Source organism: Shewanella sp. HL-SH2, assembly GCF_051164935.1.
GTDB lineage: Bacteria > Pseudomonadota > Gammaproteobacteria > Enterobacterales > Shewanellaceae > Shewanella > Shewanella glacialimarina.
In genome coordinates this window covers 1,442,341-1,468,087 of record NZ_CP195035.1, presented here as the reverse complement: position 1 = coordinate 1,468,087, position 25,747 = coordinate 1,442,341, and the positions used below count along the sequence as shown (strand labels likewise).

Annotated in this window: 11 protein-coding genes, 1 tRNA gene and 3 rRNA genes; 2 read left to right on the top strand and 13 right to left on the bottom strand. The window is 41.1% G+C overall.

Annotated features, from left to right (window positions below; translation table 11 throughout):
* Positions 1-295: 295 nt before the first annotated feature.
* From ACRWP9_RS06360 to ACRWP9_RS06330, 7 genes are all read right to left on the bottom strand, one after another.
* Positions 296-2,383, bottom strand: coding sequence for an EAL domain-containing protein (locus tag ACRWP9_RS06360; protein ID WP_434928417.1), 2,088 nt, complete (start codon positions 2,381-2,383; stop codon positions 296-298).
* Positions 2,384-2,593: 210 nt separating this feature from the next.
* A complete protein-coding gene (locus ACRWP9_RS06355) occupies positions 2,594-5,431 on the bottom strand; it encodes an exo-alpha-sialidase (RefSeq protein WP_434928416.1) in 2,838 nt (945 codons plus the stop codon).
* 482 nt (positions 5,432-5,913) lie between these two features.
* Positions 5,914-7,128 carry a Kelch repeat-containing protein gene (locus ACRWP9_RS06350; protein ID WP_434928415.1) on the bottom strand — a complete coding sequence of 405 codons (1,215 nt, stop codon included), beginning with the start codon at positions 7,126-7,128 and terminating at the stop codon, positions 5,914-5,916.
* Between the two features lie 192 nt (positions 7,129-7,320).
* Positions 7,321-10,209 (bottom strand): TonB-dependent receptor domain-containing protein, encoded by a 2,889-nt coding sequence (locus ACRWP9_RS06345; RefSeq protein WP_434928414.1) that lies wholly within the window; start codon positions 10,207-10,209, stop codon positions 7,321-7,323.
* Positions 10,210-10,801: 592 nt separating this feature from the next.
* The gene (locus ACRWP9_RS06340) at positions 10,802-11,698 is read right to left on the bottom strand and encodes a CLCA_X family protein (protein ID WP_434928413.1); all 897 of its coding nucleotides are present in this window, start codon (positions 11,696-11,698) and stop codon (positions 10,802-10,804) included.
* Between the two features lie 184 nt (positions 11,699-11,882).
* On the bottom strand, positions 11,883-12,341 hold the full coding sequence (locus tag ACRWP9_RS06335) for an energy transducer TonB (RefSeq protein WP_434928412.1): 459 nt from the start codon (positions 12,339-12,341) through the stop codon (positions 11,883-11,885).
* A gap of 44 nt (positions 12,342-12,385) precedes the next feature.
* A complete protein-coding gene (locus tag ACRWP9_RS06330; RefSeq protein ID WP_434928411.1) occupies positions 12,386-13,675 on the bottom strand; it encodes a serine hydrolase domain-containing protein in 1,290 nt (429 codons plus the stop codon).
* Positions 13,676-13,868: 193 nt separating this feature from the next.
* Here ACRWP9_RS06330 and ACRWP9_RS06325 point away from each other — a divergent pair, with 193 nt between their 5' ends.
* Positions 13,869-15,632 (top strand): sensor histidine kinase, encoded by a 1,764-nt coding sequence (locus tag ACRWP9_RS06325; RefSeq protein WP_434928410.1) that lies wholly within the window; start codon positions 13,869-13,871, stop codon positions 15,630-15,632.
* 13 nt (positions 15,633-15,645) lie between these two features.
* The gene (locus ACRWP9_RS06320; RefSeq protein WP_434928409.1) at positions 15,646-16,359 is read left to right on the top strand and encodes a LytR/AlgR family response regulator transcription factor; all 714 of its coding nucleotides are present in this window, start codon (positions 15,646-15,648) and stop codon (positions 16,357-16,359) included.
* 704 nt (positions 16,360-17,063) lie between these two features.
* Here the strand turns inward: ACRWP9_RS06320 and ACRWP9_RS06315 are convergent.
* From ACRWP9_RS06315 to ACRWP9_RS06290, 6 genes are all read right to left on the bottom strand, one after another.
* Positions 17,064-17,140: transfer RNA gene (locus ACRWP9_RS06315), tRNA-Trp, on the bottom strand.
* A gap of 118 nt (positions 17,141-17,258) precedes the next feature.
* Positions 17,259-18,308 carry a cation diffusion facilitator family transporter gene (locus ACRWP9_RS06310; RefSeq protein ID WP_434928408.1) on the bottom strand — a complete coding sequence of 350 codons (1,050 nt, stop codon included), beginning with the start codon at positions 18,306-18,308 and terminating at the stop codon, positions 17,259-17,261.
* 302 nt (positions 18,309-18,610) lie between these two features.
* A protein-coding gene (locus ACRWP9_RS06305; protein WP_434928407.1) for an IS630 family transposase occupies positions 18,611-19,637 on the bottom strand; the annotation gives its coding sequence in 2 pieces (ribosomal slippage) (positions 18,611-19,180 and positions 19,182-19,637; 1,026 coding nt in all).
* 159 nt (positions 19,638-19,796) lie between these two features.
* Positions 19,797-19,912 (bottom strand): 5S ribosomal RNA (gene rrf / locus ACRWP9_RS06300).
* A 146-nt stretch (positions 19,913-20,058) separates the two neighbouring features.
* A 23S ribosomal RNA gene (locus ACRWP9_RS06295) occupies positions 20,059-22,961 on the bottom strand.
* A gap of 396 nt (positions 22,962-23,357) precedes the next feature.
* Positions 23,358-24,902 (bottom strand): 16S ribosomal RNA (locus ACRWP9_RS06290).
* The 16S, 23S and 5S rRNA genes sit together here, the layout of an rRNA operon.
* Positions 24,903-25,747 lie beyond the last annotated feature (845 nt).

Here is a 25,747-nt window from a genome sequence, read left to right as displayed (position 1 = left end):
CGTCTAACGCTATCAAGAGTGGCTTAAAACTTGGGCAATATACAGCAGCTTCATTGAATCGTATTAGGTTTTTGGTAAATTCATCGTATTTACTTATTAGCAATTAGTGAGCAAGGTGCTGAAATTTCAGTCTTAGCGATGTATTTAAATGGCTTATTTACAACAATTGTTATTATCTTTTTTTCAAAAGATTTGATATTTTAAGCCTCAAAAATAGCTTTGGGAAGTAGATGAACTTTTACATCTTGACGTAAATATGACGGCGTTATATCAACATACGACTTAGTGCTTATCGCTATTTTTTTAGATTATAATTGGCAGCAAAATCGAGGAATAGCTTTGCTGGTATAGGTTTACTAAAATAATAGCCCTGTACTAAATCACAGCCCAATTTATCTAACAATGTTAGTTGTTCGAGTGTTTCAACACCTTCGGCAACCACTGTCAGCCCTAAACTATGCGCCATGGAAATAATGGCATTGACTAATTCACAATCGGCTTTATTTAACGGTATGCCATTAATAAAGCTACGGTCAATTTTTAATACATCAAAGTCATATTGCCTTAAATAACTTAAAGATGAATAACCTGTACCAAAATCATCCATTGATAATTTTATGCCCAACGCATTAATTTTAACCAAAGCATCATGAATTTGTGATTGGCCAATCATTAACACGCCTTCAGTAATTTCAAGTTCCAAATCTTCGGCACTTACATTAGCATCAATAATCGCATTTGTGATTACACTCAGCAGCTCTGCATCCCTAAATTGACGCGGAGACAAATTAACTGCCATAGTATATTTTTGTTGATAAATATTTTGCCATTGATGTAAAAAGTGCAACGCTTGTTTCAGTACAAATCGCCCAATTGGTACAATCAAGCCGGTATGTTCAGCAATAGGGATAAATTCATCAGGAGTAACATTACCCAGTGTTGAATTGTGCCAACGCAACAGTGCTTCTGCACCGGTAATCTGTCTTTTTTTAACATCAAATTGGGGTTGGTAATATAATTCAAATTCATTACGCTCCAATGCGCCATGCATTTGTTCTTCAATTTTAAAGCGGCGGATCATCATGGCATTCATTTCTTTAGAGAAAAACGAACTAGTATTACGTCCTAAATCTTTGGCTCGATACATGGCTGTATCGGCATTACGCAGCAAATCAGAGGCACAGAGGCCATTTTCAGGGTAAATGGCAACGCCAATACTGACCGTCAGCATTAACTCCCTACCATCTATGATAAAGGGTGCTCTAAAGGCTTTGAGCAAATTGTCAGTAATAACTAACGCATCATGCTGCTCTTTGATACCACGCAATAACACGATAAACTCATCACCGCCTAAACGACCGACAATATCGGCTTCTCGCAGAGTTTGCTTTAATCTATTGGCTGACTCGATTAACACTTTATCACCGACTTCATGTCCTAATGAGTCATTCACTTTTTTGAAATCATCTAAATCAAGAAAAAGTACCGCTGTTTGCTCATCATTTCTCTCAGACTCAAGCAGCATTTGTGATAAACGGTCCAGTGCTAAGAAACGATTGGGTAATGAGGTTAAGGCATCAAAATATGCCTGTTTACGGATGATTTCGGCTGATTTATATTGTTCACTAATATCACGAATAATTGCCACAATTTGATTATATGAAGCTAGATAGCTCAACCTTGCCTCGAAATAAACTAATCCTTGGGGCATATTTAACTCATATTCAAAGGTAGTCATTCCGTGTTGATGTAATACTTTATCTATATGAGCTTGAAACTTACTCACAGCCTCATCAGGTAAAAGGTCAGTCATGCGTTTGCCGATAAACTGACTGGGTGCAACGAAGAGATTTTTTTGATCTGCCCCATGGTAATCAATGATAGTCCCGTCCATTTCCATCAAGAAAAATAAATCAGGTAAGGCCTCAATGATCGTCTTCAGCATATGATCTTTAAATTCAGCCTGGGATTGAGCATGCTTAACATCGGCTAAATTAACATCAAGACAGTACATTTGTTTTTTATTATATTGGTTAATAAACAGTACATGGCTTGAAAACACACTGACATCACTGCCATTTTTATGGCATAGGGTAATTTCTGATGCAGGAATTTTTGTTCCTTGTGTTATCCAATTATGATGCGCAGTAATCACTAACTCACGCATAGAGGGAGGAATAATGAGATCTTCTAGCTTTTGTCCTAATGCTTCTTCTTTACTGTAACCATAAAGTAACTCACTGCCCACATTCCAATAGATCACCCGCCGTTCTTCATCGTATCCTTGCACCGAAACAATGTTTACAGCGTCAAACAATTGGTGAAGCGAATCATTGAGAACATATTGCTGAGGAGGCACAATGCCTAGCTTGATTGATTTCATACTAAGATAAACCCGAGAAGTCCTTTGTTTTATAATAGACCCCAATCATCATTTTAACATCTATAACACCTAATAAAGTTTACCGTATCACTTTTGATCACTGCGCTGCCATGATCACTTTGCTTCATTGTCAGATCAAAATATAAAAAAGGTGTTCAGTAATTGGATTACTAAACACCTTCTTCATCTCTCATGCGTTATCGATAAAATTTATTTAATTTGTTCAAGTTCAACATTAATAAACTTCAATAAGGTACTGCCTGTAGCCTCATAAATAATACCTATTGATCCATCATGTAAACTAACAATATCGGAATATGCACTCACGCCATAGACCAATTGGTGCGGCGTACCAAAAGTTACACCTTCATCCAAGCTTGACCATATAGCCAGATTATTGCGATTCGGACCTGAAGAGGTCCCCATAGGTGCAGAGACAAGAATACGATCTTCAATATCACCTGAACGCACCGCTGAATATCGAGTGAGACCAATATCAACTTTAGATACAACAAGATCGTGAGATGTTTGCACCCAAGTGACTCCAGCATCATGACTTAAAAAGTGATAACGCGTACCTGCTGCGCCGCCATCATTTCGGGCACTCAACAATAAAGTACCATCGCTTAGCTCAACCATATCAGCTTCGGTAGGTCCAGAAACTGGCGTGAAACTGCCTTTTTGCCAAGTTGCACCGCTATCGTCGCTAAATACAGTCGCCACATAAAAATTACTGTTTCCTGCACGCACAATTGCAGGAAAAATTAATCGACTATTATGGTTTCCTTGAGCAACGGTTTGCCACTGTAATTGAATGCCTTGACCTGGACCTGGATTAATTGAGCGCCAAGTAGGATCTTTAATTTGCGCAGTAACATCAATAGGTTCACCCCAAGTCACACCGTTATCGCGACTTGTGCGATAGAAGATATAATTAGCATCGTTGGGTCCAACACAATTACCATTTTGAGCGCATAGATCTGGCCACTGAACATAAAATACATAAACCGTATTAGTCGCTTTATCAATAAAAGGCCTAGGGTCTGAATAGTCATAAGAGGGGTTTTGATCAATAATTTGTACCGGTAACCAAGTACGGCCTTTGTCTATTGAGCGTTTCATCGAGATATTAATTTGACCAGTTTGTCCTGGGTCACCGCCACTAGGGCGACCTTCAATAAAAGCAAGTAATGAACCATCACCAGATTGCACCATCGAAGGTATACGGTAATGACTCATCCCATCATTCCCTTCTTGGCCTCCTTGAAAAACAACACTTTCAAATATTTCGGGACCACGACCAAACGTTTCGAAACTGACATATCGGTAATTAGCAATACCATTAGTACCAGAAGAACCATTCCCCCAAACAATGACATTTTGATTACTGGCTGAACCTGCCCACTCCTCAATCAGAGTGCCATCAAAACTAAAACTCGCTAATGCAGTGGCTACATCATAGGCAATTTCATAAGTATGATATTGCTGAGCACCGGTTGCGGGGACCAAAGTATGGTTGCCACCACCTTCAAGATTTGCAATTAAATCACCATTAGCATTAATGCTTAATAAAGCTAAAAAACGTTGTGAACCATTGGCATAATAGTCAGATATAGCACTACCTGACACTATGCGGCTTGTTGTAGTCATTTTCCAGCCTAGGGTGCTCGCATCATTATTAACTTGTAAGCTTGGCAAAATCTCCCATTCAGCACGCCCATTAGTACCATTAGCCTTCCAGGCGGTTTGGTTTTGGTCGGTAACTAACGAACCAGTACCTGATCCAGCAGAGTCATTTGTCCAACCCACAGCGGTTGGATTAGTGTCAATACTCGCATCAAACACTGCTACAACATTGGATAAACTGGTTAAAGTTTCAGCTTGTTTCGCAGTAAATACGTCATCGTAAATACGAGTCTCGAATACAGAACCACTAAAATACCACTGACCACCTGTATTATCGAAGTTACGCCCAATACTCATCGTATCTAACTCGGTTACTGAGCTTATAAAATGACTCGTACTGTCTGAAAATTGAAGGACCCCATCAACATATATTTTTGTGCCATTTGCATTAACCATAATCAAGGCTTTATGGTCTTGATTATTATTGTAGGTGGTGGTGGTTTTTGCATCATTAACGAACACACCATTCTCACGAGCATGGATACGTAAAGTACCATCACTATTGATTAAAAGTGCAAACTCACTAGAACCCTCTGCGGTATTTGAAGCACTGAAGATAGTCGCTGTAGTCCCTGTTGCTTTAAATTGGGTATAGATACTTCCTTGAGTTAACATTTTCACCGAGGGTAAGTCGGCCTCAATAGCTAAAAACTGAGTTGCACCATCGAAAATTAACTCTGAGGTGTCCCATTGGGCAACAATGTTAGCTTTGCGGGGTAAAGCACTAGCCTTAATAGTAAAGGCAACACTTTTGTAATAAGCAATACCATTAATATTTGAAGACCCATTACCCCAGGCAATCATATTCTGACTGCTGCTCTCACCAGCCCAAGCTGATTCAATGACAACACCATCAAAACTAAAGGTGGCTAATTGTTTAGTCGCATCGTATTCAACAGCATAGTCATGATAAGCAGCTGAACCTGAATTGCTGACTAAGATATGAGTGCCGCCGCCCACAAGTGATACTATTAAATCACCACTTGCATTAATACTTAGAATAGGTAAAAACCGTAATGCACCATTTGAGTAATAATCAGTAATATAACCGCCCGAATCAAGCCGACTCGTCCATGTCATTTTCCAACCTTTGGCGTTCGCATCTGCGTTTTGTTGTGTATTTGGGACTATGTTCCACTGTGATCTTCCTGACGTACCATCGGCCTTCCAAACTGTTGCGCCTAAGTCTTGCTCTGTTGAGCCAACTGCCTGAGCATTAGTAAAATCACTCCACCCTTGAGATATTGGACTTACTGAGTTACTCGCATCGAATTTTGCGACAATATTGTCTGCATAAACATCAGTGCATATAAAACTATATACACTGATAAATACCAAAAATAGTTTAATTATTTTTATCATAATTAATGTAACCTTTTTATAAGAGTTATTTTACTAATGCTGAATCTACATACTTCTGCCAGCCGCGTTTTCTGTATAAATAGTGGGCACATCACATCACAACTTATTACACACCAACCTGTCATACCATTACCCTATAAAAGCATGAGAACAAAAAACACACAAGCATTTTTTGGTATAACAGCACAACGGTACAACACATATAATTTGCTATTCATATTTTCAGAAGGAGAATAAATTGAGGAGGCATTCAATTTAAAAATTGAATGAGAGACTAAAAAATAAAATCAGATAGTAGGAAGGTAATGTATTACAAGGTAGGAAAAGAGTGCACGGCAGATTAACTCACTCTATTTTATAATGAATAACTTAAAAAAGGCGATAATATGCACCAGGGGCGAGTCGCTCTACAATATAGACACTTAATGAAAAGAGTCCCTGGTACTTTATACCCAAAGTCCTGCTAAAAAAGTTTACTTAAACTATTGAGTAGTTTGACTCAACAGGCCTAAATAAACATTAGGACTGCGAATAACTGGTTTTATTTCTCCTGAAATCCAATATAGACGATGACCATTTTGGCTAATGGTTAACGGCCCTGCCCCGCCCCAAAATGGCACATCATCAGATAATACATCCCATGAGTCATTAGCAATATTATAGGTTACTTGGTGGCGACTAAAGTTAATATCAGCTTCACTTAAGCTAAAATAGTCTTGGTTAAACGCCCTTAAATCATTCCCTTTAAGTGTGGTTAATTGCAAAATCGCATTATTAAAAATCTCTCGATTAACACCACCAAGTAATACTAACTGACCATTTTCAAGCGATGCAACACCACCACCAACGACAGAAAATGGTTTTTTATCAAGGGTGATGGGGGCTAATATTTTCCATCTCAATTTTTTAAAATCAAAAACATAAGCATCGGTTAATACATAATGATCTTTTCCTGCCGATAAATTCAAACCGCCAAAAACATAAAAATGATTATGATGGTGTATCGCGGGAAAGTCAGATCGCATTAACCCAGGAACAGGCGGCGTAGTGCTAGCATCAATGCACTTTGCAGTGATAAAAGAATACTTACAGACTTGATTACTCACTTGGTCATTTTGCTTACCCGCGAAGAGATATAAGGCATCACTTTGCCATGCTGCACCACCTGATGACCAAGTGAAAGGTAAGCGGCCTATAACTTCAACAATAGGTTTCTGAGTCTTATCTAACGTCAGTTTAATGATTGAATCAAACGCTTGTTGATTATTTTTACCGCCGATTAAATAAAGGCTATTACCCACCACCACAGTGGCACCATGACCGGATTTCATGGGTAAGTGACCATGGGCGATCTTATTAAGTTTCCCATCATTGACATCAAAAACGAAAATATCTGAGTAAAAAACCTTTGCTCCTTGATCAAAAAATGGATGACCATTGGGGAAGTTCGCTCCCCCAGCCACAATAAGATAGTCACCTATAAAAGCACTATAAGCCCCTGAAATCCCGATAGACTCTGTATACCCTTGCGGCGCAGGTAACTGGCCGATTTGTTGCCATGAAATTTGTGGTTTTTTGGTTAACGAAAGATAATCTTGTTCAGATAGGTCTCCGACAGCTTGTAGCGCGTTAGCGTTAGCGTTAGCAAATAAGCTTATTATTAGCGGTAATAATAAAATATGATCAACAAGCTTCAATGCCCGCTCCTTAGTTATCATAAAATCAAAAATTATAATGGCTATAACAGTAAAAATTAAAACCTAATCTGTAATGATTAGGTTTTAACAAAGCTTAACTGCCTGAATGAGCAGCCATCGAGGATGATGAGCCATAATCCTCGATGGCCTTTAGGCCACTACGTACTCTTTATAGTGCGCCCACCTATTTGTTTAGAATTTAACTTTAACACCAGCAAATAATTGGCGCCCAATAACATCATAAGCTTGAGGTGATGTATTAGTGCCAACTGCCGCACTGGTCGCTTGAATATCAGGTTGCTGGTCAAGCAAGTTATTTGAACCAATATATACATTTACCGCATCGTTAACTTGGTAGCTTGCTCTTACATCAACATAATAAACAGCATCCATTGTGTTGAGGTCGTCAGACAAAGTCGTTTCTCCAAGAACACCTTGAGTTTCAGCGCGATATGTCATCTGGGCAAAAAGATTAAAATCTTCTGTAATGTCATATGAAGCATTCACTGTATAACGAAACTCTGGGAATAATGTTCTACCTAAATTATCGATTTTACCTGTAGGAGTATCAATTTCATATTCTCCTAGATAGTTAGCAATAAAGTTCAAATTGAAGTTATCGAGGAAATAAGCTACTTCCAGATCAACGCCACTGGTTGAAATAGTATCAGCATTTATTGACGTCGAATAAATATTCAATATTGGACCGTCATTAACATCACGAGACACTTTGCCACCACAGGTTGCGTCAAATGTTGATGGATCAGCATCATAACAACGTTTAACCATAATATCGGGAGTAATGGTTGTAATACCGTCTTCAATTTCGATAGCGTAATAATCTAATGAAACAGATAAATTATCTAACGGTGTCACCACAAAACCTAAGGTTAATGAGTCCGCGGTTTCTGCTTTTAAATCCGGTGAACCACTTTGTGATACTAGGGTATTATTCGTCTCTGAACCCACTAAGATATACTGGCCGTTAGCATCTGTATCCATGCGATCTGAAATAGCTGCAATAGAGGAACAGTTCACATCAGTATTAGAAGTACCAGTATTGCTAGCACCATTACAGACATCTATAGTTGGGTTAGCAACACTGGTCGTTCCGGTAGAGAAAATATCGTTAATATTAGGAGCACGAACTGAACTTGATTGGCTAGCACGGACACGGAACATATCGTGAATAGGTGCATCGATACCTAAACGGTAAGTGGATGTGGTACCAATAGTAGAATAATTTCCGATTCTTGCAGCAAGGCTAACATTAAGCCAATCAACTACAGGAACGTAAAGCTCACCAAAGACTTCAGCAACATCAAAGCTGCCATCGATAGGCTGAACTGGACCTTCGCGAGTAATACCTAACTGACGGAAACTATCAGGATTTTCAACGGCTGATTCTTTTCGATATTCAACACCCGCAGCAAAGCCAACATTATCTTCACCAACCGCAAAATCTAATTCACCTGAAACGACACTGTTAGCGACAAACTGTTCAACTTTAGCGGTTTGCCCCGTACTAACGGCAAGATATTTCATCGCCTCTTCAGAAAACCCTACAATACCCGCTTGGCCCGCTAAGCTGTCTGTGGTACCAAATGGGTTAACCGGTAAACAGCCATAAATTCTTGCAATGGCATCAGCACATTGATAGCCACCATTACCATCTTCTTCAATAGTTACTGCTTGTTGCATATGAGGAATACTAAAGTCACCGCTATTTTGTTGCTGCTGTGAGGTTATGCCGTAAGTCGCACCAGTTTGCCAATCCATGCCATTATCTAAATAATAGGTATAGCTACCTGCTACTCGAAACGTGTCACGTTGATTCTCAGTTAAGCGATTACCAAATTCAAAGGTACGTCTATTTGTCGATACGCCATCAAGAGAAGTATTGCCCCCCATAACGGCTAGCAGTTGTTGCCCTGCACTACTACCGACAAAATATGGGCTTGTGGCTACATCAATACCTGTAGTACCACCGTCACCTCTTCGAAAAATATTGTTCACAACATCAATTGGAGCCTCTTCTAAATCAACTCTAGCTTGAGTTTGTGCATAGTTTAACTCTAGCTCGAAAGTGGATTTTTCAGAAATATCGAAAGTCACACCCGAGGCAATATTGAAACGCTGGTACGGGGTAACTAAGGTACGATTAGCATGTTGATTATCCCAATCTGACTCTCCGATAGGCTGATAGTTAGCGTCAAGTAAAGGTTGATTGGTATTAAATGGATCACCATTTCCAAAGATCTTTAAATCGCCATAACCTAAAGAGCCACCATCAACATGGCCAGGACCATCACGCCTAGCGATTGAATCTCTTATACCATCACCATTGGTATCAACGAATCTCATTTCATATTTTGAAAAATCTCTATCAGATGAATTTAAAACATCTTGGTTAGCGTAGCCCGCAGAGACCCATGCATTGCCGGTATCAAAGTTTTTTCCATAGGTGAAATCGATATTTTGTCTTTCAGCTCCACCTTCAGAAGAATCTGCTGCAAAGGCATTAAACTCTGCACCTTCAAAATTCTTTTTAGTGATAATATTAATCACACCAGCAATCGCATCAGAACCATAAATAGCTGATTGACCACCGGTTAATACATCAACACGCTCAATAATAGCAGTTGGAATAGAATTTAAATCAACACCATAGCCTGTATTGGCAGACACACCCGATACATAGCGACGCCCATTAACTAAAACTAAAGTACGTGCAGAACCTAAATTACGCAATGATGTGGTAGAGACACCTACGTTACTGCCTGCACCACCCAGAGAGACGTTATCGCTTGAGCCATTAATCGCCGCAGTTACCGATGGAATTCTGCTTAATACATCACCAATTGAAATTGACGCAACACCTTCAATACTCTCTTTACTAATTTCAGTAATCGGCGCAGATGATGAAACGTTAGCACTGCCTTTAAATATGTTAGAACCCGTTACCGCTATGCGTTCGACGTTTTCTTTAACTTCTTCAGCAGCCATGACAGCTGGACTAAGTAAAGCAGCAATGCATATTGATAATGCTGTGCGACAAAATCTTCTTTGATTGATATCCATGACTTCCCTCTTTGAGTTTTAATTTTAATATATAACTGAGTTCATATTTTCTGTCTTAACTACCACTAATGATTAAATGTATAATATCCGTGCACCAAACATTATACAGTCAACCTATCATACCAGTATACATCTATCAACATAAAACAAACAAAGACAACACAATATTTACATAGAAGTCATGGTTAAGTATGTTTACCCCACTAGACAAACAATCGATTACGAATAGGATGAACAGGAATAAATACATTAATACAATATATTACATATAGGCCTAGTCATATCTGTTGATTAATATACATCTTCAATGTGCCACACAATAGTCGTGTCTCTTAGAGTTAGTCATCAGCTTAAACCGCTAAAAATTAGCATGTCATGACTTGACGTTCATACACACAGATAAGCCGCCGTTAGTCATTTATGGGTAATTAAATCAATTTTGGGAGGGAAATTAAGCAAGTAAACCTACAAAACAATGATGCCGTCATACGATGATTAACCTAATATTATTCTTGTTACCTAAGCACAGTGTTATTAGCTCCATATCAAAGTCTTAGATTCACCCCAAGTGTCTGTAAGCAATCCTTATTGATTAACCACTCTGTTTATCAAACGCGATTCCAAGTGGTTCAAAATATGTCATTAATGCTTGATAAATATCAGCACAATGCTGCGAATCCGGATAAGCACCATGCTTAGCTAATGGTGAGTTAATCGTGCTATTCACCAAGTATGGATTGGAAATTTCAGCATGGGTTTGGGAATACATTTCGATACTTGCTTCAAATGCACGGGCCATCATTTCGGTTGGCTTAGAAAAATATTGGCTATTTTGCAGTTTGTCTAATGCAATTGAGCGTCGAACATAGTCATGGGGTAAAGCGGTTTGGGGATCTGAACTGGTATTGGTTAAGAAAGTGACTTCAAATAACTTAGAAAGTTGCTGATTAAGCGGATGCACGACTAAAGGTTTATCGGCTAACCAAAGGTCACTGGCACAAGAGAAAGGGTTTATGCTGCTATTATTAATGCGTGTGCTAGCTAAAGATACATTTGAAGAGTAAGGGTTTAATAGCTGCTCATCCGTAAACATTTTGTCTGCTATGTAGTGATCAAACGCATGCCAAAACTCATGAGCAAGCGCACCAGCGCCTGCATTTTTAGCTAAAGCCAGTTCACGATAGGCGGGCGAATAATGTGCCTGAACACCTTTTTGACCGCCATGGCCAAAAGCGAAACGTAAACTCCCGCGTAAACCAATAAGTTCTGGTGGAACCCGTAATATATTGGCCAAATCGGCTAAAGAATCAAATATCAAGTTAGCCGCTAATGCAGACTCTGTACGGTTGACCCATTTACCTACTCTAATATGGTTTAAACCAAAGGTGTGTTTAATGTCTAAAAAGCTCACCGAATCACCATTACGGTAGTCAGGACCAACTCGTTCAAAATGTCGGTGGTGGTTTAATAATGAATGATGTGAAGCCAAATGAGCCCTCTTAGGAAATTTAACCAAGCTTGTAAGCCAAGAAAGATTACCGCTCAAGCCTAGCAGTGGCAAACTAATCTTGGCCGCAGTACTATAATTTTCATATCAAACTTCAGATTCTTTCGTTGCTAAACCGACATTTTAATGATGCCAATAAACAATAGTCCGATTAAAGAAGCGTTATTCAAATGCTAAATTTTGATCTTTGGGGGACAAAGTCTAGCTTAGCAAACACAACATGATATGGTATTTTCATTGGTGCATACTCCCACGTTTTTACAGCACTTATCGCTGCGGTTTCAAAAGCAACATCTCCTTTTCGTTCGACTATCTCGATATTCTCAACTTTACCTTCCCTGCTTACGCTGTAGCGAAGGGTTACATAACCGCTGAGATTTTGTTCTAACAACAGCTCTGGATAAACAGCTTCGGTGTGCTTGGCCAATACCTTAACTGTACCTGAGGTTTTATCATTCAGTTGCGCAATGTCATTTTGGGTTTCGGAAATGGCCCGTCTAGTTTCCCTATCGATTCGCTTTTCATCCAAAATTTCAGATGTAATTTCATAGACAATTGCTGGAGCGGCGCATCCGGCTAAAAAAATCACCAGTACTACAGCTGCACATTTTGAGATTTTATTCATTTTAACTTTTCCTTATCAAATTGCGTTATGTTGATTTGCAGTGATTATTGCTGTTGAGTAGCCAGCTTTCTTGCATTGCGTCGGGCCATAAGGATGTAAAATATGCTCATCAATAAAATCACCAAGCATCCTATAGCAGTTGTTTTTAGCATCTTAGGGATCATGTTCTTAAGCATGTAAATATCTGGGTTACCTGTTTCCCACAGGGTCCATTTTGTTGCTGTATCAGCAGCTAATGAACGATTTCCAGTGGTCAGCATAATGATGCCATTACCCGAACTAGGGTTTACTCGCAAAGTTGCATTCAAAGAGGGAGATTGCCCGCCATGCCCGATAATAAAATCATCAGCATTGTTACTGGCAAATAGCATCACTCCCAAGCCCCAAATATCGAGCCCCATGGCAGTCGCATTAGGGCTTCGCATGTCTTTAAGCGTCGATACTACAAGTAAATTGTGAGGAGTATTTTGAGCAACAGGAACAGTAATATTTTGATTCAAAAATTTGGCAAGATCATTAGCACTAGTATAGAGACCTGTTGCAGCTAATGAAGTGTAATATGGATAATCTCTAACATCACCATTAGCGTTGAAGTATTGCGCTAGATTTGAGCCGAACAGGTCTTTGTCGTAACCGGTATTGGTCATGTTCAGAGGCGCAAATACTTCATTATTCATATAGGTGCTAAAGGACATACCGCTGACCTCCTCGACAATGAGTTGCAGTAAGTTATAACTCCCTCCTGAATACTTGAACTGGGTGCCGGGCTCAATTCCCACCAAAACTTGACCATTAACCCCGTCATCTGCGTCCAAGGCTTTAGTTAGATGCTGTTCAAGAGGCTGCACCTGCTCTGCTGTTAAGAAACCATTGTGTCCTAAGCCATCGGTAATACCTGCGGTATGGCTTAACAAACGTCGTATTGTGACTTGTTTATTGTCAAACTGACTAGGCGGTAATTGCCAACGAGTAAGGTAACTCGCTACTGGCGCATCTAACTCTAGCTTGCCTTGCTCGACAAGTTTCATAACGCCAAACGCGGCGATCCATTTACCCAACGATGCAACACCAAAAACTGTGTCTCTAGTTACTTTTTCACCTTTAGAGTAGGTAAAATCATCGAACACTTTTCCCTGATTGATCAACACAAAAATACCATTTCCTTTACCCTCTTTTTTTATTGACTTAACCGCCTCAGCCATAAAAGACGCATTATCATTGGCAGGCGCAATTGGGTCTTTAAACCAACCTTGTTTGGTTGATAGCACATTAAGTAAAACCCAAATGCACATTGCGCCTAGGACTAACAATACCCATTTAATAAAACTCATCATTAGCTTTCCTTTCTCTATTATTCGGTTAAAAACACCGATAATCATTTTTACCTGGGAATAACAATAAACTTCAACTGGATACTTTAGTGGAGAAAGTTCATCAACTGCTCGTAAGCATCGTGAACGACATGTTACTTTTGGTTTATTAACGTAGAATAGAATGAAGTAATAAAGATAAAAACAAGGTCGAGGCATGAGGCAATATAAGCTATTAATTTATTTTTTATATGCAGGGCTATTTTTTTGTTTAGCATCTTCTGTCTGGTCAAAAGACGATAAGTCGGTTTTATTAAATCCCGAAGATTCTGAACAGACTCTTGCGGAACCTAATAATGTATTTACTAAAATTCAAATAAGATCTATTAAAAATAATGAGTCTGCTACAAGTATTCAATGCCACGCTACTGAAGTAGATAATCGCGACTGGCAAGATATTACATTCAATGAATTGCCTCAAAATCAGTTTTTTTGTCTTCGAGCTAAAATCAGTATTCATCGGGAAACACTAACAAGCTCACCCTCGCTTTTAGTAGGCATGTTGGGGTCGGCAAGGTTTCATTGGGATGGGCAATCACTGTACGAAAACGGTTCTGTTGCCAGAGCATTTAAAGATGAAGTGCCAGGAACCGTTAAAACGTTAGTTCGATTGCCCGATGCGTTGTTAACCGATGGTCAACATTTGTTAAGTGCAACCATATCGACTTTTAATGTCGGTAAGCAGCTCGATTCTATCGGCTATGTACTGGCCATAGTGAATGAACAAAAGTTACATGCTACTGTGTTGTTTGTGAGCATGTTAAGTGCCTTTTTCATTGGTAGCTTAGTCATTTTATTTATCATCTTTCAACTAGTAAATTGGTTGTATCAAGCAGACAAGTCCTATCAAATGTTCAGTATTCTATGTTTATCAGCAGCGCTCCTGTTAAGCATAGAACAAGCAAAGTTCTGGTTAGACTATTCCTACGATTGGCACACCTTGAGATTATCCGCAATCCTAATACTTACATTTATAACAAGCTTGCTGCTCCCTCTATTTTATGTGACCTACTTTCGACTTGAACATATTAAAATATGGGTACTTGGCATTTTAACCAGCTTAATCATGATTTCTTTATTAGATCTTAGTTATGATTTCACCAGTGTTTCTCTTTTTTTTGTCGCTTTATGTTGGTCTCTTATCGTAAACATCTTGCAAATACGAAAGAGTGGACAAGGTAACGTTGTATCATTACTTATTCTGGTTGGTATCGGCTTCATTATTTTTTACCCCGAATATTTTGTAGAGTTTGGTTTTGCCGTGTTTTTTATCGCTATTGTACTCACAATGTTGGTGGCACTAATCAAAGAGATGAGAAAGCATAAAGAACACTCACTAAAAGCAGAGCGCATCAAAATTGAGCTGCTTAGGCGTAATATGCAGCCACATTTCTTGATGAATTGTTTAACACAATTAATGGAGCTCATCGAAACTAAACCTCAAGAAGCTCTTATTTTGATCTCCGCTTTAAGTCAGGAGTTTCGCCAGCTTACTCAGCATAGTAAACAAGATTATGTGTCACTATCTGAAGAGATAGCTTTGTGTAAAAATCATATTCAGATAATGTCGCTCCGCTATCAGAAAAATTACCAATTAGCTGTGGTTGGCGATATAGATGGGATCTGGGTACCATCGGCTATATTGCATAGCTTGGTAGAAAATTGTTTTACTCACAATAAAATATCCAGCGATAGAACCTTTGAACTTAAGGTATCTCAAGTGGGTAAACGAGTCGATTTGACCTTAACAACACCAATTGAAAACAAAACTCACCATCAAGGAACCGGCAATGGAAGAGATTTCATTCACGCTAAATTAGCTGAGCTGAACCAAATGGATGCAGAGTTTGTTAGCTTTGAATTGGACAGTAATTGGATATCACAAATCAGCTACTTAAATTGTAACCCAATAGAAAATTGATAACGGGAAACGTATGGTAATTGTCATTGTTGAAGATGAACCATTGATACAGCAACGGATTCTGCGTCTAACATCTGAGATTTTAGTGGAACAAAACCCTAAGATTATTTGCTTTGATGATATTGACGATGCAGAGTCGTTTCTTAGTGAAAATTCAATTGATGTATTGCTGCTTGATTTGAACTTGATGGGCCGTGATGGCTTTGCTCTATTAAAGAACAAACTTGCAGCGGCATTTCATACCATTATTATTTCGGCTTATGCTGATAAAGCTATTGAAGCTTTTGAGTATGGCGTATTGGATTTTATCGCCAAACCCTTCTCCAAGGAGCGACTTATTCAAGCCTTTGAACGGTTATTACAAAACCGAAGAAGCGAATACCAAAGTTGTAAATATTTAAGTGTCAAAAAAGCCGGAGAGATACAGCTAATATCATTGAAAAACATAGATTATATCCAAGCTGATGGTCACTACACATGGCTTAACCTCAACTCACCAATTGATGGCTCGAAAAAAATTCTCCATAGCAAAAATATTGAGAAAATTAATCAGCTACTTCCCGAAAGCTTCATTCGAGTTCACCGCTCATACCTCGTAAATATGCGAAAGGTAAAGAGTCTTAAATTACAAGAGGGGAGTAAATACACATTACTATTAAATTGCGGAGATGAAGTCCCCGTAGGTAGAACTAAGTATGAGCAAGTAAAGAAACTTATCGCTACATAGCTCATATTCACTAGTTATCCTAACTATGCAGTACGCGATAAATCTTTTGCTCCCGATCAAAGCATGTGGGACTATTCAGCAGTATAATATAGCATCCGCATAACTATAAAATTTATAACCTCGCCCCCTGACTTTTAAGATAAAGCCGTAAAAGGGGCGCTACCGCATCATTAATCACTTTCTAAATTACAAATCGGTACAAATCGGGACTGACAGTTAATTGCTCTGAGGCCGGATATATTGAACAAACGCATTATCTGAATGATAAGTCCCAGCTAGCTTAATATGTACTGAAAAAAGGGCTCTAGAGGTGATGCAATTGATAGAACTAACTCGTCATGGAGTATTCAGCTAATATTTGCGAGGCTTTGAGGCTTTGAGGCTTTTTAGCAAGTTGCTAGCCAACTTCTCTTCATTACTGAAATACAATAAAGCGGTACTATTCATCAATTCAGATCATTAACTTAGTCTAATTTCAAAACCTAAATTAAGCAGAAATGACAGTAATTATGATGAGACTCTAAATCTAGATAAGGTTCAATTTTGTATTATGGGCACCATTGGGTCAACGTTTGGTCACCGAGCACAAATATGCGAAGTTTGGATTTATCTATTTAAATGATAATAGAGAGAAATAAAAGCTAGAAAAGCTAGAGAAGCTTGAAAAGACAAAGGCCTAGCATAAATGCTAGGCCTTCTAAATTTGGCAGGGGTGGCAAGACTCGAACTCGCAACCATCGGTTTTGGAGACCGCTGTTCTACCAATTGGAACTACACCCCTGTTGACGAGTGGCATTATGCAAAAACCACTGTGAAAGGTAAAGCACTTTTTCAACAAAAACGCCTAACTGGAGCATTTTCAGACAAGTTAGCTTGTATTAGCTAAATTATTTGAAAATTTATCCACACTCGGTTAAATCACAGCGATGTACTTCAAGGGTGATATGTTTTAATTGGCTAAAACGCTCACTTAGCTGTGACTTTAAGCTTAAGCTTTCAATATCCTCGTGAACAACAATTGATGCAATTAGCGCAAAGTCAGCAGAGTTAATACGCATTAAACGTAAATCTATAATATGTTTGTTATCTTGTTGTAGAAAAGCCTTTATATCCGCTTGTAAAGGGTTTGCTTGATTATCATCTAACAGCAATGGACTGGTATGCTTTATCAATCCCCACGCCCACTTAGAAATAATCAGAGCACCTACTATTCCCATAATAGGGTCTAACCAACTCCAGCCCATATATTTACCAAATAGCAATGCTACGATAGCCAATACGGAGGTCAGCGCATCGGCAAGCACATGCATGTACGCTGCAGTCAGATTGTGATCTTTGTGTTCATGATGGTCATGATGGTCATGATGGTCATGATGGTCGTGATGGTCGTGATGGTCTTGATGGTCTTGATGGTCTTGATGGTCTTGATGGTCTTGATGGTCTTGATGGTCTTGATGGTCTTGATGGTCTTGATGGTCTTGATGGTCTTGAGTATGATGATCTTTTAATAAGAAAACACTAATAACATTGACTGTTAATCCAATAATAGCCACAAGAATAGCTTGTTCAAACTGAATAGCATGGGGATTAAATAGTCTCGAGACTGACTCGATTAACATCACAATTGCTACAAGACCTAACGCTATTGCACTGGTAAATCCTCCTAACACTCCAACTTTGCCAGTACCAAAGGTGAACTGTGGTGAATTAGCGTGCTTTCGAGCATAACGATAAGCAAACAATGTAATCATAAAAGCCGCGGCATGAGTTCCCATGTGCCAGCCGTCAGCAAGTAAGGCCATTGAACCGTATACGGTACCAGCAACAATCTCCACAAGCATTGTGACGAGAGTTAAATACAACACATAGCGAGTGTTTTTCTCGCCATCGAAATTATGTTGATGAAAGTTATTGGCTTGAGACCATTTGGTAGTTGAATGTGATGACATAAAATAAAATGCTATAACGATAATTGGAATGTAACTCTGTTATAACCAGCTTTCCCTTATTCAACAAGTAGTAAGCTTCAAATATATGAGTTTTACTATAAATAATCTCAGCAGATCTATTAAAAGATACAGTATTGATAATCTCATAAGCCAAAAATTAAAATTTGTAGGTAGATATGTGAAGATATTAATTTATGGTTGGCCTGACACAAGATTACTATTCAATCCTTACCAGTATTATTTAACTTAGCTAATTACAGACATAAATGAGCCCGTTACGTAAGTAATACCATTTACATTAATTAATTGGTCAGTTTTGTCCACCGTCTAGAACATAGTAGAATCACCCTTTCCGGCTCTGCAATAAATCGATTCCATGCAATGGAACACTGCTCAACAATATCGTCATATCCACTAAAGCAACGATTGGCGAGTTCATTCTGACGAAGCCATTGCCACACTTGTTCTATAGGGTTGAGTTCTGGCGAATAGGGCGGAAGCTTAAGGATACTAAGGTTATCAAAGTCCTCTGTCAGCTCCTGTTGATGCCAACCTGCGCCATCCATGATGACCAAAGCATGGCGACTCGATTCGGTAGCCTCTGAAATTAATTTTAAATGCTCCCACATATATTCACTATTGGCATGCGGGGCAATAATAGCCTCTGTCGCACCCGTTGCCGGACACACCGCGCCATATAAATACGCTGATTCAAACTGTTGTTGCCTTACCGCTCGTGGTCGGGTTCCTTTCGTTGCCCAAATGCGGGTTGTTGTATTTTGCTGACCAAATCTGGCTTCATCTTGAAACCAAACATCAATGCGATCTAACGCCACATGACCAGGGGTGTTAAGGATCGTTGACAGCTGGAAGTTTTTTAAAAGCGTCCTGAATATCTTGAGATTGTTTTGGGTGACGAGAGCGGGTCGTTATCCATGACAATCCTAATTGATGCAGTAATCTGTAGATATTTGCCTGTTTAAAGGTCACGCCAAATTCAGACTGAATAAAAAGACTGACATCTCTTGCCATCAATCTTCCGCCACTCTCAGACAAGCTTTGACGTTGTACAAATTCTTTCAGATTTACCAGTTGTTTCGCCGATAATTGAGCGGGTCGACCTGGATTATGTTTATCATCTAGGCCGCTAATGCCATGAGTTAAATAATGAGTAACCCATGCATTTACACTGGTTCTACTGACCTTCAACATGTTGGCTATAGCAGTACGAGAATGACCTTCGGTAAAATGAAGTAAGGCGAGATAACGCATACGTTTACGTGCGCTTTTCTCAGATTTAACTAATGCTGCAAGATTGAGATTATTCATCGATACTGAAATAAGGAAATGACAACTAATTAGATCACATATTTAATGTAAATGGTATCACATATTTAATGTAAATGGTATGACTTATGCTCAAGAATAATTTTTCGACACAAAACAAAAAGGCCACTCAATTAGAGTGGCCTTGCTGTTTTATTTGGCGCCTGGAAATGACCTACTCTCACATGGGGAGACCCCACACTACCATCGGCGATACTGTGTTTCACTTCTGAGTTCGGAATGGGATCAGGTGGTGCCACAGCTCTATGGTTTCCAGACAAATTTGGTTATCTAACGCACTATTCTTGATGCATTAAATAATAATTCGGAAAGCTGATTGCTTTATCTGAGTTTGAGTCTCGTCACACTATTTAAGCGTCCCATTCTAATACTAAGTCGTATCAGTAAAACCCATCTGGGTTGTATGGTTAAGCCTCACGGGTCATTAGTACAAGTTAGCTCAACGCCTCACAACGCTTACACACCTTGCCTATCAACGTAGTAGTCTCCTACGGCCCTTTAGAGAGCTTAAAGCTCTAGGGATGACTCATCTTGGGGCTCGCTTCCCGCTTAGATGCTTTCAGCGGTTATCGATTCCGAACGTAGCTACCGGGCAATGCCATTGGCATGACAACCCGAACACCAGCGGTTCGTCCACTCCGGTCCTCTCGTACTAGGAGCAGCTCCCCTCAATCATCCAACGCCCACGGCAGATAGGGACCGAACTGTCTCACGACGTTCTGAACCCAGCTCGCGTACCACTTTAAATGGCGAACAGCCATACCCTTGGGACCGACTTCAGCCCCAGGATGTGATGAGCCGACATCGAGGTGCCAAACACCGCCGTCGATATGAACTCTTGGGCGGTATCAGCCTGTTATCCCCGGAGTACCTTTTATCCGTTGAGCGATGGCCCTTCCATTCAGAACCACCGGATCACTATGACCTACTTTCGTACCTGCTCGACGTGTATGTCTCGCAGTTAAGCTGGCTTATGCCATTGCACTAACCGTACGATGTCCGACCGTACTTAGCCAACCTTCGTGCTCCTCCGTTACTCTTTGGGAGGAGACCGCCCCAGTCAAACTACCCACCAGGCACTGTCCTCAACCCCGATAAGGGGCCAGAGTTAGAACATCAAAACTACAAGGGTGGTATTTCAAGATTGACTCCACTCCATCTAGCGACGAAGCTTCAAAGTCTCCCACCTATCCTACACATGTAGGTTCAATGTTCAGTGCCAAGCTATAGTAAAGGTTCACGGGGTCTTTCCGTCTAGCCGCGGGTATACGGCATCTTCACCGCAATTTCAACTTCACTGAGTCTCGGCTGGAGACAGCGTGGCCATCATTACGCCATTCGTGCAGGTCGGAACTTACCCGACAAGGAATTTCGCTACCTTAGGACCGTTATAGTTACGGCCGCCGTTTACCGGGGCTTCGATCATGAGCTTCTCTTGCGATAACCCAATCAATTAACCTTCCGGCACCGGGCAGGCGTCACACCGTATACGTCATCTTGCGATTTTGCACAGTGCTGTGTTTTTGATAAACAGTTGCAGCCACCTGGTATCTGCGACTGCCGTCAGCTTAGGGAGCAAGTCCCATCACCAACAGCAGCGTACCTTCTCCCGAAGTTACGGTACCATTTTGCCTAGTTCCTTCAGCCGAGTTCTCTCAAGCGCCTTGGTATTCTCTACCCGACCACCTGTGTCGGTTTGGGGTACGATCCCTACTAACCTGAAGCTTAGAAGATTTTCCTGGAAGCATGGCATCAACTACTTCATCACCTTAGTGACTCGTCATCAGCTCTCAACGTGTACATTTAAGTACGTGTTCCCGGATTTGCCTAAGAACACCGCCTACTACCTTAAACGCGGACTACCAACGCCGCGCTAGCCTAGCCTTCTCCGTCTCTCCATCGCAGTTAGCAGAGGTACAGAAATATTAATCTGTTTTCCATCGATTACGCCTTTCGGCCTCACCTTAGGGGTCGACTCACCCTGCCCCGATTAACGTTGGACAGGAACCCTTGGTCTTTCGGCGAGGGAGTTTTTCACTCCCTTTATCGTTACTCATGTCAGCATTCGCACTTCTGATACGTCCAGTGTGGGTTACCCCTTCACCTTCAACCGCTTACAGAACGCTCCTCTACCGCTTGCAGTAAACTGCAAACCCGTAGCTTCGGTGGTATGTTTAGCCCCGTTAAATCTTCCGCGCAGGCCGACTCGACTAGTGAGCTATTACGCTTTCTTTAAATGATGGCTGCTTCTAAGCCAACATCCTAGCTGTCTAAGCCTTCCCACATCGTTTCCCACTTAACATACACTTTGGGACCTTAGCTGACGGTCTGGGTTGTTTCCCTTTTGACAACGGACGTTAGCACCCGCTGTCTGTCTCCCGAGTAGTACTCATTGGTATTCGGAGTTTGCAAAGGGTTGGTAAGTCGGGATGACCCCCTAGCCTTAACAGTGCTCTACCCCCAATGGTATTCGCTCGAGGCGCTACCTAAATAGCTTTCGAGGAGAACCAGATATCTCCGAGTTTGATTGGCCTTTCACCCCCAGCCACAAGTCATCCGCTCATTTTTCAACATAAGTCGGTTCGGTCCTCCAGTTGATGTTACTCAACCTTCAACCTGCCCATGGCTAGATCACTCGGTTTCGGGTCTACGCCTTGCAACTAAACGCGCAGTTAACACTCGGTTTCCCTACGGCTCCGCTATTCGCTTAACCTCGCTACAAAACGTAAGTCGCTGACCCATTATACAAAAGGTACGCAGTCACGGTCTCAAGAACCGCTCCCACTGCTTGTACGTATACGGTTTCAGGTTCTATTTCACTCCCCTCACAGGGGTTCTTTTCGCCTTTCCCTCACGGTACTGGTTCACTATCGGTCAGTCAGGAGTATTTAGCCTTGGAGGATGGTCCCCCCATATTCAAACAGGATGTCACGTGTCCCGCCTTACTCGTTTTCATCTATGGTTAGTTTTCATGTACGGGGCTATCACCCTGTGCCGCTGAGCTTTCCAACTCATTCCACTAACACCCCATAGACTTAAGGGCTAATCCCCGTTCGCTCGCCGCTACTAGGGGAATCTCGGTTGATTTCTTTTCCTCTGGGTACTTAGATGTTTCAGTTCCCCAGGTTCGCCTCATACAGCTATGTATTCACTGTATGATGACCACTTATGTGGCCGGGTTTCCCCATTCGGATATCGTTAGCTCAAATGCTTATTACTAGCTCGCCAACGCTTTTCGCAAGTTATTACGTCCTTCATCGCCTCTGACTGCCAAGGCATCCACCGTATACGCTTAGTCACTTAACCATACAACCCAAATGAGTTTCACAACCCTTGTAAACAAGAGAATGAACTAATCAGACTGTATCGCAACTAGCTGGTTTTTACTTGTCTCACTCCCGACCAGGAAGTGTGACTCGCCTTAGTTTTTAGAATATTCAAGACACTTAAACAGTGTTTTGAGAACTCAAGATACTGATGCTTTCGCATCAATATTATTTTCGCACTAACGTAATCACACAAACGACAACGAATCATCATCCATGCGCCTTTAGTTAGTACTATCAGCTTTCCAAATTGTTAAAGAACAACACTTAACCGGCAAGCGGTGTGTTTCACTCTACTTCCGAAGAAGTTAACAAGTAATCTGTGTGAACACTCACATGCATCTCTGCACTTTAGGTATTGAGTTAGTCGTATAGGTAAGGAGGTGATCCAGCCCCAGGTTCCCCTAGGGCTACCTTGTTACGACTTCACCCCAGTCATGAACCACAAAGTGGTGAGCGTTCTCCCGAAGGTTAAACTACCCACTTCTTTTGCAGCCCACTCCCATGGTGTGACGGGCGGTGTGTACAAGGCCCGGGAACGTATTCACCGTGACATTCTGATTCACGATTACTAGCGATTCCGACTTCATGGAGTCGAGTTGCAGACTCCAATCCGGACTACGACGTACTTTGTGAGATTAGCTCCACCTCGCGGCTTTGCAACCCTCTGTATACGCCATTGTAGCACGTGTGTAGCCCTACTCGTAAGGGCCATGATGACTTGACGTCGTCCCCACCTTCCTCCGGTTTATCACCGGCAGTCTCCCTAAAGTTCCCGACATAACTCGCTGGCAAATAAGGATAGGGGTTGCGCTCGTTGCGGGACTTAACCCAACATTTCACAACACGAGCTGACGACAGCCATGCAGCACCTGTCTCAGAGTTCCCGAAGGCACTAAGCTATCTCTAGCGAATTCTCTGGATGTCAAGAGTAGGTAAGGTTCTTCGCGTTGCATCGAATTAAACCACATGCTCCACCGCTTGTGCGGGCCCCCGTCAATTCATTTGAGTTTTAACCTTGCGGCCGTACTCCCCAGGCGGTCTACTTAATGCGTTAGCTTGGGAGCCCAGTGACTAAGTCACCAAACTCCGAGTAGACATCGTTTACGGCGTGGACTACCAGGGTATCTAATCCTGTTTGCTCCCCACGCTTTCGTGCATGAGCGTCAGTCTTTGTCCAGGAGGCCGCCTTCGCCACCGGTATTCCTTCAGATATCTACGCATTTCACCGCTACACCTGAAATTCTACCTCCCTCTACAAGACTCTAGTTCCCCAGTTCCAAATGCAATTCCTAGGTTGAGCCCAGGGCTTTCACATCTGGCTTAAAAAACCGCCTGCGCACGCTTTACGCCCAGTAATTCCGATTAACGCTCGGACCCTCCGTATTACCGCGGCTGCTGGCACGGAGTTAGCCGGTCCTTCTTCTGTAGGTAACGTCACAGCAATAGTTTATTAAACTACTGCCTTTCCTCCCTACTGAAAGTGCTTTACAACCCGAAGGCCTTCTTCACACACGCGGCATGGCTGCATCAGGCTTTCGCCCATTGTGCAATATTCCCCACTGCTGCCTCCCGTAGGAGTCTGGGCCGTGTCTCAGTCCCAGTGTGGCTGATCATCCTCTCAGAACAGCTAGGGATCGTCGCCTTGGTGAGCCATTACCTCACCAACTAGCTAATCCCACCTAGGTTCATCCAATCGCGAAAGGCCCGAAGGTCCCCTCCTTTCCCCCGTAGGGCGTATGCGGTATTAGCAGTCGTTTCCAACTGTTATCCCCCTCGACTGGGCAGATCCCTAGGCATTACTCACCCGTCCGCCGCTCGCCGGCAAAGATAGCAAGCTATCTTCCCGCTGCCGCTCGACTTGCATGTGTTAGGCCTGCCGCCAGCGTTCAATCTGAGCCATGATCAAACTCTTCAATTAAAGTTTTTTGATTCCGAAGAATCGGCTCAATGAATTCTGATTGCTTTATCAACCTAAGTTAACAAAGTCTTTTTGTACATATTGCTATGAACACTCATCGTTGCATTGAGTTTAAATTTTTTGATTGCACTTCCTAAGAAGAAGCAATTTCGAATAACTCAATACCTGTGAATGTCCACACAGATTTCTTGTTTAAGTTGTTAAAGAGCGTTGATGTTGATTTTTCAAACATCGCCGTTGGACGCTAGGTCGTTGGCTTGGGCTGCGTATTCTACAGACCCTGTTGTCAGCGTCAAGTGTTTTTTTAAACTTTCTTTTCGCTGTTGATTTGATGATGAAACCGAAGTTTTTATCCTTTCAAATCAACCTAACTCGCTACTTTGCTTTCGCGCTGTGCCGTGTCAGTGGATGCGCATTATAGGGAGATTCTGAGGCAGTGCAAGGGCTTTTAATAAGTTTTTTATTAAAACAGCATTGATGGGGCATTTTTTGGACGAAACGCGCAAAAAAGGGACTATTACATCTCATTTTGCATCAATAAAGTTCGATAAAGCAATGTTAACGGCAAGCGAATACGCCTCTAAAAATGAAAATACCTTCTTATATATGATTAAGAAGGTATAGTTTACTCTGAATAATGTGATTTTTTAGTTTGTACTAAGTGATTTTGTCATTAGTTGGTTTATTTGCAGTAGATACTTTAGTTACGGGTTATTAACCCAGCTGGAATAAAAGGATTAGCAGTGAGTAAACCCCCTTATCTTTTGCGTCTTAATCTAATGCACTCTTATACACTCATCATAAATAGTAAATATAAGTTGGTTTTTACTTTTAGATAACATATT